Source organism: Gemmatimonadota bacterium, from assembly GCA_041390125.1.
Classification (GTDB): domain Bacteria; phylum Gemmatimonadota; class Gemmatimonadetes; order Longimicrobiales; family Gaopeijiaceae; genus JAGQIF01.
Window position 1 is genome coordinate 1 of the sequence record JAWKQN010000013.1, and the last position, 15,359, is coordinate 15,359.

The 15,359-nt window shown below is 71.3% G+C and carries 13 protein-coding genes; 10 read left to right on the top strand and 3 right to left on the bottom strand.

Annotation, left to right across the window (positions count from 1 at the left end):
* The 4 genes from R3E98_14785 to R3E98_14800 form a co-directional block, all read left to right on the top strand.
* The coding region (locus tag R3E98_14785) for an FAD-dependent oxidoreductase (protein ID MEZ4424673.1) at positions 1–1,764 on the top strand (1,764 nt) is incomplete at its 5' end.
* Complete coding sequence (locus R3E98_14790; protein ID MEZ4424674.1) at positions 1,761–3,632, top strand: 2-oxoacid:acceptor oxidoreductase subunit alpha; 1,872 nt, start codon at positions 1,761–1,763, stop codon at positions 3,630–3,632. The genes R3E98_14785 and R3E98_14790, both read left to right, overlap by 4 nt.
* 22 nt (positions 3,633–3,654) lie before the next feature.
* Positions 3,655–4,707, top strand: a complete 1,053-nt coding sequence (locus R3E98_14795) for a 2-oxoacid:ferredoxin oxidoreductase subunit beta (GenBank protein MEZ4424675.1) — start codon at positions 3,655–3,657, stop codon at positions 4,705–4,707.
* Positions 4,704–5,519, top strand: coding sequence for a PhzF family phenazine biosynthesis protein (locus tag R3E98_14800; protein MEZ4424676.1), 816 nt, complete (start codon positions 4,704–4,706; stop codon positions 5,517–5,519). Before R3E98_14795 ends, R3E98_14800 begins: the two co-directional genes overlap by 4 nt.
* Before the next feature lie 76 nt (positions 5,520–5,595).
* Here R3E98_14800 and R3E98_14805 read toward each other — a convergent pair whose 3' ends face one another.
* Positions 5,596–6,699, bottom strand: a complete 1,104-nt coding sequence (locus R3E98_14805) for an aldo/keto reductase (GenBank protein ID MEZ4424677.1) — start codon at positions 6,697–6,699, stop codon at positions 5,596–5,598.
* A 14-nt stretch (positions 6,700–6,713) separates the two neighbouring features.
* Complete coding sequence (locus tag R3E98_14810) at positions 6,714–7,058, bottom strand: TIGR04076 family protein (protein MEZ4424678.1); 345 nt, start codon at positions 7,056–7,058, stop codon at positions 6,714–6,716.
* A gap of 140 nt (positions 7,059–7,198) precedes the next feature.
* Here R3E98_14810 and R3E98_14815 point away from each other — a divergent pair, with 140 nt between their 5' ends.
* The 5 genes from R3E98_14815 (at position 7,199) to R3E98_14835 (ending at position 11,679) form a co-directional block, all read left to right on the top strand.
* Positions 7,199–8,596 carry a Na+/H+ antiporter NhaC family protein gene (locus R3E98_14815; GenBank protein MEZ4424679.1) on the top strand — a complete coding sequence of 466 codons (1,398 nt, stop codon included), beginning with the start codon at positions 7,199–7,201 and terminating at the stop codon, positions 8,594–8,596.
* Positions 8,597–8,678: 82 nt separating this feature from the next.
* Complete coding sequence (locus tag R3E98_14820) at positions 8,679–9,629, top strand: PHB depolymerase family esterase (protein MEZ4424680.1); 951 nt, start codon at positions 8,679–8,681, stop codon at positions 9,627–9,629.
* On the top strand, positions 9,626–10,141 hold the full coding sequence (locus R3E98_14825) for a hypothetical protein (GenBank protein MEZ4424681.1): 516 nt from the start codon (positions 9,626–9,628) through the stop codon (positions 10,139–10,141). The genes R3E98_14820 and R3E98_14825 overlap by 4 nt, the downstream gene beginning before the upstream one ends.
* Positions 10,142–10,272: 131 nt before the next feature.
* Positions 10,273–10,773 (top strand): DUF192 domain-containing protein, encoded by a 501-nt coding sequence (locus R3E98_14830; protein MEZ4424682.1) that lies wholly within the window; start codon positions 10,273–10,275, stop codon positions 10,771–10,773.
* Between the two features lie 225 nt (positions 10,774–10,998).
* Complete coding sequence (locus R3E98_14835; GenBank protein ID MEZ4424683.1) at positions 10,999–11,679, top strand: hypothetical protein; 681 nt, start codon at positions 10,999–11,001, stop codon at positions 11,677–11,679.
* A 268-nt stretch (positions 11,680–11,947) separates the two neighbouring features.
* Here R3E98_14835 and R3E98_14840 read toward each other — a convergent pair whose 3' ends face one another.
* Positions 11,948–12,628 carry a hypothetical protein gene (locus R3E98_14840; protein ID MEZ4424684.1) on the bottom strand — a complete coding sequence of 227 codons (681 nt, stop codon included), beginning with the start codon at positions 12,626–12,628 and terminating at the stop codon, positions 11,948–11,950.
* A gap of 766 nt (positions 12,629–13,394) precedes the next feature.
* On the opposite strand from R3E98_14840, the gene R3E98_14845 reads away from it, so the two are divergent.
* Positions 13,395–15,212 (top strand): hypothetical protein, encoded by a 1,818-nt coding sequence (locus R3E98_14845; protein ID MEZ4424685.1) that lies wholly within the window; start codon positions 13,395–13,397, stop codon positions 15,210–15,212.
* The last annotated feature ends 147 nt before the right edge of the window (positions 15,213–15,359 follow it).

The following is a 15,359-nucleotide window of genomic DNA, read 5'->3' on the forward strand; positions in this document are numbered from 1 at the left end:
TACCACAAGGTCGTGGACTGCCAGTGGGCCTGCCCGGCCCACACCAACGTGCCGGAGTACATCCGGCTCATCGCGCAGGGGCGCTTCACCGACGCCTACTGGCTGAACCGCTCCTCCAACGTCTTCCCGGGCATCCTCGGCCGGACCTGCGACCGGCCCTGCGAGCCCGCCTGCCGGCGCACCCGGGTGGACGGGAAGCCGGTGGCCATCTGTCGTCTGAAGCGGGTGGCCGCCGACCACCGCGACCCGCTCGTGGACCGCCGGCCGCCCATCCCCGCCGTGAAGAACGGCAAGCGCATCGCGCTGGTGGGGGCCGGGCCGGCGTCGCTCACGGTCTGCAACGACCTCATGCCGCTCGGCTACGCGTGCACCATCTTCGAGAAGCTGGACCGGCCGGGCGGGCTCATGCGCATCAACATCCCGGCATTCCGCCTCCCGGCGGCCGTGCTGGACGGCGAGATCGACCTGATCCTCGACATGGGCGTGGACGTCCGCTACTCCACCCCCATCGACAGCATGGCGGCCCTGCTGGAGCAGGGCTACGACGCCGTCTTCGTCGGATCGGGCGCCCCCAAGGGCAAGGAGCTGGAGCTGCCCGGCCGCCAGGAAGGCGGGGACAACATCCACATCGGCATCGAATGGCTGGCCAACGTCCACTTCGGGCACGTGGAGAAGATCGGCTCCCGCGTGCTGGTGATCGGCGTGGGCAACACCGCCATGGATTGCTGCCGCTCCGCCAAGCGCCTGGGCGGCACGGACGTGAAGGTCATGGCCCGCCGCGGCCGGGGGCACTTCAAGGCCTCGCCCTGGGAGCTGGAGGACGCCGAGGAGGAGCAGGTCGAGATCATCGAGAACCACTCGCCCAAGCGGTTCGTGGTGGAGGACGGACGGCTGACGGGGATGGAGTTCGAGGTGGTCGAGTGGGTGAAGGGCGAGGACGGCCGCACCCGCATGAACGTGCTGGACACCGTCTTCATCCCGGCCGACGACGTCATCCTGGCCATCGGCCAGGACGCCGCCTTCCCCTGGATCGAGCGCGACATCGGCATCGACTTCGATGAATGGGAGATGCCGGTCGTGGACCGCCGCACCTTCATGTGCACGCGGCCGGGCGTGTTCTTCGGCGGCGACGCCGCGTGGGGGCCGGAGAACATCATCTGGGCGGTGGAGCATGGGCATCAGGCCGCGATCTCCATCCACCGGTGGTGCCAGGAGTTGCCCGTGGAGGAGCGCCCGCCGCAGGGCATGAACCTCTACAGCACCAAGATGGGCATGCACGAGTGGGCATACTCCAACGACTACGACCCCGCCGCGCGGGCCAAGATGACGCACGCGGAGCTCGAGGCGCGCTTCCGCGCGATGGAGTTGGAGGTGGAGCTGGGCTTCACCCCGGAGCAGACCGCGCGCGAGGTCGAGCGCTGCCTCAACTGCGACATCCAGACGCACTTCGCGGCGCCGCTCTGCATTGAGTGCGACGCCTGCATCGACATCTGTCCCACGAATTGCCTCACCATCACGTGGAACGGGGAGGAGGACGATCTTCGCACCCGCCTCTCCGCGCCCACGGTCCACCCCGACCAGGCGCTCTACGTGTCGGAGGGTCTGCCCCACACGGCGCGCGTGATGGTCAAGGACGAAGACGTCTGTCTCCACTGCGGGCTGTGCGCCGAGCGCTGCCCCACGGCCGCCTGGGACATGATGAAGTTCGAGCTCTTCCACCCGCACGCTGCGTCCAGCAGCCAAACGGCGGCGATCGCGTCATGACCTTCCCGGCTTCGGGCCCCTCCTCCGGGCTCCGCATCAACGACTTCGCGTTCAAGATCGGCACGGTCAACGGCACGGGCTCCGCGAGCGCCAACGGATTGCTCATGCAGACCATCTTCCGCATGGGCATCCCGATCTCCGGCAAGAACGTCTTCCCGTCCAACATCCAGGGCCTGCCCACCTGGTACGAGATCCGGGTCAACGGCGAAGGCCGCACGGCCCGCACGCCGGTGTTCGATCTGCTCGTGGCCATGAACCCGGCCACGTACCAGCGGGACGTGGCCGAGGTGCGCTCGGGTGGATGGATCCTGCACGACTCGTCCTGGCCCATGGACGAGGCGCTGAAGCGCGAGGACGTGACCTTCCTGGGCGTACCCATCGGCCGCATGTGTGTCGAAGCCTTCGACGGGGCGCGGGAGCGCATCCTGATGAAGAACATCGTCTACACCGGCGTGCTGGCCGCCCTGTTCGACATGGACATGACGGTCATCCAGGGCCTGCTGGAGGAGACGTTCGCGCGCAAGAAGGCGCTCCTGGACTCCAACTTCCAGGCCGTGCGCATGGGCTACGACTACGCGAAGGAGCACTTCGACTGCCCCTTGCCCATCCGTCTGCAACGGCTCGACCGGACGGGCAACCACGTCATCATCGACGGCAACACCGCCGCGGCGCTCGGGTGCGTCTACGCGGGTGCGACCGTGGGCGCCTGGTATCCCATCACGCCCTCCACGTCGCTCATGGACGGGTTCGCCCGCTTCTGCAAGGACTACCGGACGGACCCCGAGACGGGGGAGCGCCGCTACGCGATCGTCCAGGCCGAGGACGAGCTCTCCGCGGCCGGGATCGTCATCGGGGCCGGGTGGGCCGGCGCGCGGGCGTTCACGCCCACCAGCGGGCCCGGCATCTCGCTCATGGGCGAGTTCATCGGGCTCGCCTACTACGCCGAGGTGCCCGCCGTCTTCTTCGACGTGCAGCGCACCGGGCCGTCCACCGGCATGCCCACCCGCACGCAGCAGGGAGACCTGATGCTCTGCGCGTACGCCTCCCACGGGGACACCAAGCATCTCGTGCTCTTCCCGGCCCATCCGGGCGAGAGCTTCGAGATGGCGGTGGCCGCGTTCGACCTGGCCGAGCGCTTCCAGACGCCGGTGTTCGTGGTGCAGGACCTGGACATCGGCATGAACGACTGGATGGTCGAGCGCTTCCGCTGGGACGACGCCTACCGTCCGGACCGCGGCAAGGTGCTGAACGCCGAGGAGCTGGACGCCGCGCAGACCTTCTATCGCTACCTGGACGTGGACGGGGACGGCGTGCCCTACCGCACCCTGCCGGGGACGCACCCGACCAAGGGCGCCTACTTCACGCGCGGCTCCGGTCACGACAAGTACGGCCGCTACACCGAAGACGCCGACGCCTACACCGAGGTGGTGGACCGGCTGCGACGAAAGGTCGAGAAGGCGGCGGACGCGCTGCCCGCTCCGGTGCTCGACCGGCAGGACGGCGCCCGCGTGGGTCTGGTCACGGTGGGTGGCTGCGACGGCGCCTGTCGTGAAGCGCTGGACGTGCTCCGTGCCGAGGGCATCGCCACCGACTTCCTGCGCGTACGGGGCTTCCCCTTCCCGGCGTCGGTGGAGGCGTTCCTGATGGAGCACGACGTCAACTACATCGTCGAGCAGAACCGGGACGGGCAGCTCCGCTCCCTGCTCCTGCTGGAGACGCAGGTCCCGCGCGAGAAGCTGGTCTCCGTCCTCTACTACGGCGGCCTGCCCATGAGCAGCCAGCACGTGCTGGACGGGGTGCACCGGCACCGCGGCAGCGCGGGAGCCAGGACGGAAGCGGACTCGAGCCCGGCGCGCGGCGTCGCCTGACGCGGCCATTCGGAGACACGCCATGACCTACATCGCCAAGCCCCGGGTCCATCACCCCGCGCTCGAGCGCAACGAGCTCGGGCTCACCCGTCGCGACTACGAGGGCTCGCTGTCCACGCTGTGCGCCGGGTGCGGCCATGACTCCATCACCGCCGCGATCGTGCAGGCCTTCTTCGAGCTGAGCGTCCCGCCCCACCGCGTGGCCAAGCTGTCCGGCATCGGCTGCTCGGCCAAGACGCCCGCCTATTTCCTCAAGGAGGCGCACGGCTTCAACAGCGTGCACGGCCGCATGCCGTCCGTGTCCACGGGCGCCATCGCCGCCAACCGCGACCTGGTCTACATCGGCATCTCGGGGGACGGGGACTCGTTGTCCATCGGCCTGGGCCAGTTCTGCCACGCCATCCGCCGCGGCATCGACATGCTGTACGTGCTGGAGAACAACGGCGTCTACGGCCTCACCAAGGGGCAGTTCTCCGCCTCCGCCGACCTGGGCTCGAAGTCCAAGCGCGGCGAGCCCAACGCACAGCCTCCGATCGATCCGGTGGTGCTGGCCATCCAGCTCGGCGCCACCTACGTGGCCCGCAGCTTCTCGGGCGACAAGGCCCAACTGGTGCCGCTGCTCAAGGCCGGGCTCTCCCACAAGGGCTTCGCGTTCATCGACATCATCTCGCCGTGTGTGACCTTCAACGACCACACCGGCTCCACCAAGTCCTACCGGCACACCCGCGACCACCTGCACGACCTGGCCCCGGTGGACTTCGTGCCGTTGCGCACCAGCATCGAGACCACGCTGGAGAAGGGCGTCACCGAGGTGGCCATGCACGACGGCTCGGTGGTGCGGTTCCGCCGGGTGGATTCGGGCTACAACCCCACCGATCGGGCCCGGGCGCTGTCCCACTACACCGAGCTCACGTCGGCGGGCGAGGTGGTGACCGGGCTTCTGTTCGTGGATCCCAGCGGCGAGGATTACCACGATCAGAACCGCACCGTCGCGCGCCCGCTCACCGAGGTGCCCTACGAGGAGCTGTGCCCGGGCAGCGCGGCGCTCGACCGTTTGATGGAGACCTGGCGTTGAGCCCCACCCCGCTCCCGTTCGCCCAGGCGGACGCGTTCACGGACACGCCCTTCGCCGGCAATCCCGCCGCCGTGTGCCTGCTGGAGCACGCGCTGGATGCGCAGCTCATGCAGAACGTCGCCATCGAGATGAACCTGTCGGAGACGGCGTTCGTGGAGCCGCCAGACGCGGAGGGGCTGCGGCGTCTGCGCTGGTTCACGCCGGGGCTGGAGGTGGACCTGTGCGGTCACGCCACGCTGGCCACGGCGCACCTGCTGTTCGAGCGCGGCACGCGTGGACCGCTCCGCTTCAGCACGCGCAGCGGCGAGCTGGTCGTGGAGCAGGAGCCGGACGGCCGCCTGCGCATGGACTTCCCCGCCGTGCCGGTGGAGGACGCCCCGGTGCCTCCCGGCCTGCTGGAGGCGCTCGGGATCGGAAGTGCGCTCGAGGCCGCGCGCGGACCTGCCGGTCAGTACTGGATGGTCGTGGTGGACCGCGCGGACACCGTGCGCGCCCTCACGCCGGACTACGGCACGCTCGGCCGGGTGGATCTCGACGGGCGCATCGGCGTGTCGGTGACGGCCGCCGGGAACGACGTGGACTTCGTGTCGCGGTTCTTCGCGCCGTGGGCCGGGATCGACGAGGACCCGGTGACGGGCTCGGCGCACTGCATGTTGGCGCCGTGGTGGTCCGACCGGCTGGGCCGGGCCACGCTCCAGGCGCGACAGATCTCCGCGCGCGGCGGGGACGTGGAGACACGCGTGGTCGGCGACCGCGTCCACCTGGTGGGCCGGGCCGTCACCGTGGCGGAGGGGACGCTGCTGCTGCCGTAGGGCCCGGCGCGGGCGTTCGCGCTCCTCTTCGATCGCCCGCGCCCGCCGTCCTTCGCGCGCGAGCACGGCGCGCGCTTCACCCCCCGGCGCCGTCCGCCGTCTCCACCCGGTTCAGATCGTAGCGCATGATGCGCGCGTGCGGGCTTTCCGGATCGCGCTCCAATCCGAAGCAGTCGCCCGCGGGGCCCTGTGCGCCCTCCAGGATCCGTTCCACCGGCTCCCAGCGCGCGGCGTCGACCTGCAGGCGCAGGGCGGCCAGACACTCCCGCACGCGCGCCGGTCGGCTCATCCCCACGATCACCGCGCCCACGGCGGGACGGTCCAGCACCCAGCGCAGCGCCACCTGGGCCGTGGTGGCACCCAGGTCGGACGCGACGCCAGCGAGCGCCTCCAGGAGCGCCTGGTAGGCGCCCCAGCCACCGAAGTCCTCGAGGACGAGGCGGTACTTGGTGAGCGAGCGATTGGGCAGCCCGAGCGCGTCCGTCAGCCCACCGGGCGCGGGGTCGGATCGGCCACGCCAGACGTCGGTCAGGAAGCCACCCGCGAGCGCGCCGTAGCAGAGCAGGGGCACGCCCGCCGCCCGGGCCCAGGGGGCCATCGCGCCCGCAGGCCGCCGATCGAGCAGCGAGTACTGCACCTGGTGCGCGGCGATCGGGATGCCCGCGTCCACCAGCGCCCGAAGGGCGGGCGTGTCGAAGTTGGTGGCGCCGACGGCGGCGACCTTGCCGGCGCGCCGCTGCTCGTCCAGCCACCCGGCCACCTCCACCCAGCGCTCGACGCCGTAGTCCCACCACGAGAACTGCACCAGGTCGAGGCGCTCCACGCCGAGACGCGCGAGCGAGCGGTCCACCACGCGCTCCACGTAGCGGCGATCCACGGTCGCGAGCGAAGAGCGATCCGGCACGAGCTTCGTGTGCACCCGCAGCGCGTCGGCCACCTCGTCGCCCATGCGGGCCCGCGCCTGCCGGAGCGTCTCCCCCAGCAACGCTTCGACGCCGGTGTAGATGTCGGCGCAGTCGAAGGTGGTCGCGCCGTACGCGATCACCTCCAGCAGCTCCTCGAGCGCGTCCGCCCGACCCGGCCCGTTGCGGTGGTGGCCCTCCGAGTACTGCCAGGCCCCGACGATCAGGGGGACCGTGCGGAAGGCCTCCGAGGCCGGCACGCGTGGGCTCTGGTCCATCCCTGGCTCGCTGCTCACGCGGGCCCCAGCGGCACCCGGGTGACGTCTCCATGGCGGAAAGTGCGCCGCCCGGTGCGCACGATCCGGAAGCGCGCGCCGCAGTGCGGGTCGGGACAGGCCACCTCGGTGTCGGTGGTCATCCAGTCCGCGGGATCGGTGTCACGCTGCTTGGCCGGCAGCAGCGGCAGCAGCGCGGCGAGCGGGTACAGCGGGAAGGTCTGACCCGGCGGAAACCGCAGATTCTCACCGGAGAGCTCGAACCAGTCCCCCGGGCGGTGGTTGCAGACCATGCCCTCGGGTCGGCCCACGACCTCCACGCGCAGATCCCACAGCTCGAACTCACCTTGCTCGCGCCTCACTGCGCTCTCCTTTCCGGGCCCGAGGGGGCCATCTACGTTCGGGCGCGCTCGCCCCGCGGCGGTCCGTCACGACCCCCGAGCCCGGGACGTGATCCCCCGGCGAGCCGCTGCAGGATCCGTCCCCTGACGCCCCGGAGCAAATGCAGCCCGACGCCCCCGTCTCCTTCCGCTTCGGACGCGCGGGCGCCCTGCTTCCGCTCGCCGTGTTCCTGGCGGGCGTGGGCTGGCTCGGCCTGTCGGGCGCCCCGGACGAGCGCGGCTTCTGGCCCATCCTGCTGCTCGCCCTGGGGGTGGGCACGGCCCTGGCGCGGGATCGCGCGGCCTACGGTCAGGCCGTGCTGGACGGCATGAGCCGGCCGCTGGTCATGGTGATGGTGATGGCCTGGCTGCTCGCCGGCGTGCTGGGCTCGCTGGTCTCCGCCGGCGGCTTCGTGGACGCGCTGGTGGCCCTGGCGCGCACCACGGGCCTGGAGGGCGGAGGCTTCGCGCTGGCGTCCTTCCTGGTGGCGGCGCTCGTCTCCACCGCCACCGGCACCAGCCTCGGCACGCTGCTGGTCTGCGTCCCCGTGCTGCACCCGGCCGGTGTGGGCCTGGGCGCCGATCCGGCGATGTTGATCGGCGCGCTGCTGGGCGGCGCCACGTTCGGCGACAACGTCTCGCCCATCTCCGACACGACCATCGCGTCGGCCACCACGCAGGACGCGGAGATGGGGGCGGTGGTGCGCTCGCGGCTGCGGTACGCGTTGCCGGCCGCGGCGGTGGCGGGCGGGCTCTACCTCGCGCTGGGGAACGGCGCGGCCGCGAGCGTGACGGCGGCTGCTCCGCCCGCGGGAGAGCCCTTCCCCTGGAGCGGCCTGCTGGTAGGCCTGGGTCCGTTGCTGGTGCTCGCGCTGCTCCTGGCGCGGCGCACGCTGCTGGAGGGACTGCTCGCCGGCGCCTTCCTCACGGCCGCGCTCGGACTCGTCGGCGGGCGCATCGCGCCCTCCGACCTCATGTACATCGACGCGGACGCGTTCGTCGCGCGCGGGCTCGTGCTCGCCGGCATGGAGCGCGCGGTGGGCATCGTCATCTTCACGGTGTTGCTCATGGGCCTGATCGGCGGCGTGGAGCGCAGCGGGCTGCTGGAGGACCTGGTCTCCTGGACCCGCCGGCGGGCCACCACGCCGGCGCGTGCGGAATGGGCGATCTTCGCCGCCGTCTCGGGCGCGGTGCTGCTGACCACCCATTCGGTGGTGGCGATCCTCGCGACGGGCCGTCTCGCGCGCGAGACGGGCAGCGCGCTCGGGCTTCCCGCCACCCGGCGGGCCAACCTGCTGGACGTGACCGTCTGCACGTATCCGTTCCTCCTGCCCTTCTTCATCCCCACCATCCTGGCCTCCTCCCTGACCGCGGGCGGCGATCCGTCCCTCCGGGTCGGCCCTCTGGCCGCGGGCCTGCACAACGTGCACTCGTGGGCCCTGCTCGGTGTGTTGCTCCTCGCGCTCGCCACGGGCTGGGGGCGGTCGGAGGAGCGCGCTCCCCGATCCGGCCTCTCGTAACCCGCTGCGCTCCTCGTCGTAGAGAATCGCCGTTCCGCTCGCTCCTCCGCACGGCCGGGCCTTGAACGGTGTCTCGCATCCCATGACGGTCTCGCACATCCACGCCCGTCTCGTCGCGGGCTTCCTCGCGCTCCTGGTCTCGATGGCCACCGTGGGGGGCTGCGGGGATGCGGTGGGGCTCGACTACGGCGGGGGTCAATCCGACCAGACCGTGGATGTGGGCGGCCGCACGCGCGAGTTCATCGCGTACGTGCCGCAGGGCCTCACACCGGGACAGCCGGCCCCCCTGCTCCTGGTCTTCCACGGCGTGCCCATGGAAGCCGAGAACATGGTGCTGCTCACGTGGTTCAACGCGCACGCGGAGCGCACGGGCACCGTGGTCGCCTACATGCAGGCGGACGGGGACGGCTGGGTGAGCGTGGGCGCACCGCCCGGCGCGGAGCCCACCGGGGAGCTGGGATACGTCGCCGCGGTGATCGACCGTATCGACGCGGACGTCGACATCGATCGTTCGCGCGTGTATGCCGCGGGCTTCTCGAACGGCGGGCTGTTCACCCAACGCCTCGCCTGCCAGTTCGCGGACCGCATCGCGGGCATCGGTGTGGTCGGGGCCACCATCATCCTGCCGGTCGTGCAGGGCTGTGCTCCGAGTCGGCACATCCCTGTCATCGCCTTCCAGGGAGACCGCGATCCGTCGTTCCCGTGGGGCGAGATCGGTGCTTCGACCATCGCGGCCCTGGGGGGTGAGCAGAGCGCTCAGTTCTGGGCCGACCTGAACGACTGCGGTCTCGCGCACGACGTGACCACGCTCCCGGACCTCGTGGATGACGCCACCACCGTGGAGCGGTGGAGCTGGCCGGGTTGCCCTGCGGACGGCCAGGTGGTCTTCCACCACATCGTCGGAGGCGGCCATACGTGGCCCGGCTCTCCCCTCAACCTCGGTGCCGAGCTCGGAGCCAAATCGCGCGATATCGATGCGAGCCGGATCATGCTCGACTTCCTCCTGCAGCAACGGTTGGGGAGCGGCGCATGAGACGCCACGCGCTCACCGGTGCCTTCATCGCGGTCGGCCTGGCCGCGGTGGTCGCCCCAGCCCTCACTGCCCAACTGCACGTGGCCCCCGAGATCGTCCACTCCAGCCGGCGGAACGTGGGCCTGGGCGCGCGTGTGACCTGGGGCCTCACATCGGCGACCTGGCTGTACGCGGAGGCGCTGGAGTTCCTGCAGGACACGGACGGAGCGGCCGACCCGGGCGTCCAGGTGGACGCGAGCTATCGTGAGCTGGATCTGGGACTGATGGTGCTGGGTGATCGGCGGATGCTGCAGCCGTATGCGGGCGCCGGCGGCGGCTTTTTCTACAGCGCGCTGGCGCTCGAGCTGGACGGAGATCGGGCCGCGGTGGATCGCACCGGGTGGTTGGGCCATCTCTTCTTCGGCCTGCGCGTGCCCCGGCGCTCCTTCACCCCGTACGCGGAGTTCCGCCGTGTCCTGAACGAAGGCGGACAGTGGGTCTACGGAGGCGGAGTCGCGTTCCAGGTGCGCTGACCCGCGACCGCTACCGCGCGACCCGCCCCGTCCGCCCGGTGGAACCCCGTCTGCGGCTTTCCAGTAGTGAGGGGCCACGGCCGCCCGACCGGGGCGCGCCGCGCCGGACCCCCGCGAACCTGGATGCCACGATGATCAGACGATCCCTCGTGCTCGCCGCGCTCGTCGCCCTGGGATGCTCCGCAGCGAACGGGGAGGCGGGTGCCAACGGCGGATCGGCGCCCGACACGGGGGCGGCCCCGGCGGGACCGTCGGGCCCTCGACCCCAGGCCGGGATGGCGTGGGTGATCTTCGGCACGGATACCGCGTTCGCGGAGGTGGCCCGCACAGCGGACGAGCGCGAGCAGGGCCTCATGGGCCGTACGGCGCTCGACCCGAACCACGGGATGATCTTCGTCTACGACGAGCCCGAGGTGCTGAGCTTCTGGATGCGCAACACGCTCATCCCGCTCGATGTGGCCTTCCTGGACCCGAGCTTCCGGATCACCGAGATCCAGACGATGGAGCCGGAGACCGAGAACCTGCACACCGCCCGCGAGCCGGCCCTGGCCGCGCTGGAGATGGACAAGGGCTGGTTCGCCGAGCGCGGGATCGGGCCGGGAGCCGTGGCGCGGATCGTCTGGGACCGGTAGGGACGATCGGGAGGGGCCGTCGTCCCGGGGCGGATCGAGCCGGGGGGTCGGCCGGGTTCCCCAACCGGGGAGGCCCCAAAGCCGGGGGCTCGCGTCTCAGCATCTGAGCCCGGTCCGCGCCCCACCCGGCACCGCCTGACCCGCGCGCCGCCGGTTTCCCGCCACTCGGATCGGAGACGCGTCTGCCCCGGGGCCGACGCCGGCAACCCCCGACCTGAGAACCCCATGCGCAAGCTCCTGCTCTTCGCACCGATCCTGATCGCCTGGTCGCAGTTGGCCGCCTGCAACGTGTGCAAGGCATGCTTCGGGCTGGGCGGCACGGCCTACCGTCCTGTCCCGGTCGCCATCGACGGCGGGCGTCAGGGGCTGCTCCCCATCCCCCAGGCCGCCGGCAACGCCCAGTGGGAGCTCGGCCCCGAGGCCGCGCTGGTCAGCTACGACGGCGGCTCCGACCTCGGCCTCGGCGGGAACGCGATCTGTGAGCTCACGGGCGAGCCGCTCAGCCTCGCGGGTGGCGCCACGGTCTACTTCCCGGAAGCGGGCAATGCCTATGGTGCGCACGCCGGGGTCCGCTATGGCCGCGACCTCGATGGGCCGGTGGACGTCTTCGGGTCCGCCTCCGCCATCTGGAGCCGCTTCAGCTACGATGTGGACGACTACGAGATCCCCGACGAGGAGTTCGCCGGGCTCGGTGGTGGCGCAGCCGCGTTCCAGCAGTTCGGCGGCTTCAGCGGCAACGCCTACGGCGTCCGCCTGGGCGTGGGCGGCATCCTCTCGTCGAACGGGGAGCGCCGTTTCCGGCCCTATGGAGAGCTGGGCTACGACATCTTCCTGTTCGGCGAGGACTTCGAGAACGAGATCCGCGCCGCCGCTGGGCTGAGCTTCGCGCTGGGCGGGCAGGAGTAGCGCGCGGTACTTCGGCAGGTCGTCGCCGGAAAGCACGAGGGGGTGGGTTGCGTACTCTGCAACCCACCCCCTCGCCGCGTCCTGGGGGGGCCTCGCGTCACCGCTGACGACACCGGTCCCGCGAGGCTGTGTTCGTATTCGCTTTCCCGGCGATCCCGGACGCGGACCGGGAGTCTATGGGATCGCTTCCAACGACGCCAGACGCGGATGCGGCACGATCCGGTAACGCGCTGCGGCCTATCGCCGGCGAGTCGATGGAAACATCTGATCACCGACGGACGAGGCGGAATTCGCCCGTGTAGGGACCTGCGCAATCGTCGACCGCGATCGTACCGAGCAGCGTTCGTCCCACGTCCTGGATGTCCGCCGTCAACGTGCCGATCCCGCCGCAGGGGTCGGTGAACCCCAGCGTGGCCTCGAGCTCGGCGCCCCGTACGGTGCCGGTGAGGGTGGCGCGACGCCCCTGACCGGTGCTGAACGTTCCCGTAAGGACGGAATCGACCTGGGAGATCACGTCGATCCGGGCCGAGACGTTGACGACGGTGGGTGTCGTGTAGGGACCCGTGAAGGCACCAGTGAGCTCGTGGCGCGCCGTCGCGCGGAACTCGCGCTCGAAGATCCCCGCGCTGGCGCGAAGCCGGTGTCCGGTGCCCAGCCCCGGACCTAGCGTCCACAGCGCGGCCGCGATCCCCGTGCTGTCGGTCAGCACGGACTCGGGGCTCACGCTCCCTCCGCCCTGCTGCACATCGAAGAAGATGCGGGCGAACGCGAACGGTTGACCGCGCTGATCCACGAGCCGCACGCGGATGCTGTCGCCGATCGGGCGCGCAACCGCACCGACGAGCACGGTGTCCCCTACCGCCTCCAGCGCGGTGGGAACCGGCGGGCCGCTCAAGTCATCGCCACAGGCCACGACCACCGCGAAGAGGACCAGTGCGACGAGTCGCATGCGCATGGTGGCAAGCCCCCGGGAGAGGTGAGGAGAAGGGGGCGAAGCATGACGCGGGGCTGGTAGACGTTCCAGACGCCTTCGGCTGCGAGGCTGCAACCAACCGGTAACGACCAGGTACGGACCCACGTCCGTTGCAGGCGAAGCACGAACGTGCCCTGCCACGTTCGGCCCAGATCGGCCCGGGACGCACCCGATTACGCTAGCGGCTGCTCACGGGACGGGCGTGGATCGCGACCACCGCTATCTCCCGGCGCTGGTTGAATCACAGTCGCCGCCCCGGGCCTTGCTCTGGGCTATCTCACCCACGCTCTGGAAACGCGCGAGGGCAGCATCGTCATACAGGGGTCGTGCCGCGGGGGTCCCGGCGGAGCATCGACGCCACGCGGGCGACGGTAACTCCACGGTACCGATCCGGCCACGGGTGGCCCAGGGATATTGCGCGTCGGGTCGCGCTCCGGAGATTGCGCAACCGTCCGCTCCGTCGTCCATCCGACCTCCTATCGTGTCGGCACCTCGCACTCTCCTCGTCGTCGGTCTTGCCGCGCTGGCGTTCCTGCCCCTATCGGAGGGAGGCGGCGGCGGGGCGTTGACCCCGGGCGGTTGGGCGGGCCGGTGGGGCCTGGGACTGCTCCTCCCGTTGGCCGCGGCGCTGGTGGCGGGGACCCTGGCCGGACCCCGAGGGGGCCCGCGCGGCCTCCGCTCCACAGGCAGCGTCGCACGGCCCGGATCGAAGCGTGCAGCCGCGGACCCGCGGGTCGCGCCGGTGTCGTCGGAGACACTGCGCGGATGGACCCACGGGCTCGCGCTCATCGGACTCATCGCCTTCACGCTCTACGCCGTTCTCGCAGGCGTCGTCTTCGGAGCGGCCGCGCTTCACGTGGACGAGATGGTCCAGACGTTCCAGGCCCACATCTTCGCGTCCGGCCGACTCGCGCTGCCGACCCCGGCGCACCCGGAGTTCTCGTCCTCGCTCCTCGTGGTGGACGCCGAGGGGCGACGCTACGCGCAGTTCCCGCCCGGGGGAGCCGCGCTCCTCGCGCTCGGCGAGCTGCTGGGAGCCGCCTGGCTCATCGGGCCGCTGTTCGGAGCGGTGACGGCGGTGGGGACCGGCGTGCTCGCGCGCGTGCTCGGGGAGTCGCGCGGACGCTCCCTGGCCGCAGCCGCGCTGCTGGCGACGTTCCCGTGGTTCGCCTTCAACGCCGCGACGCGCATGAACCACGTCCCCACCGCGGCCCTGCTCGTGGTCGCGGTGTCGCTCGCGCTGGCGGGCCTGCGCACGCCGGTGCCCGCGGGCCGCAGCCGTCTGCTCGCGTGCCTGGCCGGCGTAGCGTTCGGGCTGGCCGCTGCCATCCGGCCGCTCGATGCAGCCGCGTTCGCGGCCCCATTCGCCGTGTGGCACGCGCTGCGCTTCGCGCGAGGATCCGACGAGCGCGGCGCCGCGGTGGCGTTCGCCGCCGGGCTCCTGCTGGGCGGCGCCCCGTTGTTGCTATACAACACCATGCAACACGGCGGACCCTTCACCTTCGGCTACACCGTCCAGTGGGGCCCCAGCCACGGGCTGGGGTTCCACGAAGCGCCGTGGGGACCGCCGCACACGGTGGGCCGCGGCCTCCTGTACTTGAACCACTACTTGCTGGACCTGCAGACCGTGCTGCTCGAGACCGGAGCGCCTGCGCTCCTGTTCGCGCTGCTCGCGATCCTGCTCGCGCCACCGCTCGCCCCGGCCGATCGCGCGGTGGGCTGTGGCGCGCTGCTGCTCCTGTTGGGCTACTTCGCCTACTGGCACGACGGCAGCTACCTCGGTCCTCGCTTCCTGCTTCCTCTCGCCCCCGTCCTCGCGCTCTGGATCGTGCGACTCCCGCGCATCCTGGGAATACTGCGCGGCCGCTCACGCCGCCTCGAATGGGCCGGTGCCGCGGCGATCGTGGCAGTCCTGGTTCAGGGCTGGGTGGTGGGGGTGCCGGCCCGCGCGCGCGAGTATCGCGCTGCCTATGCGCTCCGGCGCCTCGACGTCCCGGCCGCCGTGACCGCCGCCGATGCCCGCGACGCCGTCGTGCTCGTGCCCGCGTCGTGGGGAAGCCAGGTCCTGGCCCGGCTGTGGGGACTCGGCGTCTCCCACAAGGATGCCCAGTGGCTGTTCGAGCGAGCCGATCTCTGCCGGCTGGACCACGGGATCACGCAGCTCGAACACGCGCCCGGCGGAGGGCCGGCCGATCCCTTCGCGGTCCTGCTTCCGCTGGCGGACGACTCCCTGCGGCTGGGACCCTCCACCCTCTCGGCCGACACGACCCAGCGCATGCTGAGGGGAGCCACCTATCCACCCGCGTGTGTGGCCCGCGCGCGCTTCGAACGCAGCGGCACCCTCTCGCTGCTGCCGTTCCTGGCCTCTTGGGAGCCGGACGGTCCGCTCTTCGTCCGCGACCTCCACGAGCGCGACCGCGTCCTGATCGCCGACCATCCTGATCGACGCTTCCTGGTCGCCCGTCCCTCGGGCGCCTCTCCGCATGGATTCACGCTCTCCCCGCTCGACTTCGATTCGGCCGGAGTCGTCTGGGCGTCGTGGGAGGCGGCGGTGCGCTGAGGCCCTTGCGTCAGGGGGTCCGCGACACCGCGCTTCCCCAGGAAGACCCGAGGGTCAGAGCCGGTCCCCTCACGTAACGAACATCCGCCAGGTGTCGCGGCCATTCAGCGTGGCCGGCGCGCCACGGCAAGGGATTCCTCCCGCACG

Bases quoted from the DNA above. Each gene is read 5' to 3' on its own strand.
- R3E98_14790 (MEZ4424674.1), top strand. From the start codon at position 1,761: ATGACCTTCCCGGCTTCGGGCCCCTCCTCCGGGCTCCGCATCAACGAC.
- R3E98_14795 (MEZ4424675.1), top strand. From the start codon at position 3,655: ATGACCTACATCGCCAAGCCCCGGGTCCATCACCCCGCGCTCGAGCGC.
- R3E98_14805 (MEZ4424677.1), bottom strand. From the start codon at position 6,699: ATGGACCAGAGCCCACGCGTGCCGGCCTCGGAGGCCTTCCGCACGGTC.
- R3E98_14815 (MEZ4424679.1), top strand. From the start codon at position 7,199: ATGCAGCCCGACGCCCCCGTCTCCTTCCGCTTCGGACGCGCGGGCGCC.
- R3E98_14820 (MEZ4424680.1), top strand. From the start codon at position 8,679: ATGACGGTCTCGCACATCCACGCCCGTCTCGTCGCGGGCTTCCTCGCG.
- R3E98_14825 (MEZ4424681.1), top strand. From the start codon at position 9,626: ATGAGACGCCACGCGCTCACCGGTGCCTTCATCGCGGTCGGCCTGGCC.
- R3E98_14830 (MEZ4424682.1), top strand. From the start codon at position 10,273: ATGATCAGACGATCCCTCGTGCTCGCCGCGCTCGTCGCCCTGGGATGC.
- R3E98_14835 (MEZ4424683.1), top strand. From the start codon at position 10,999: ATGCGCAAGCTCCTGCTCTTCGCACCGATCCTGATCGCCTGGTCGCAG.
- R3E98_14840 (MEZ4424684.1), bottom strand. From the start codon at position 12,628: ATGCGACTCGTCGCACTGGTCCTCTTCGCGGTGGTCGTGGCCTGTGGC.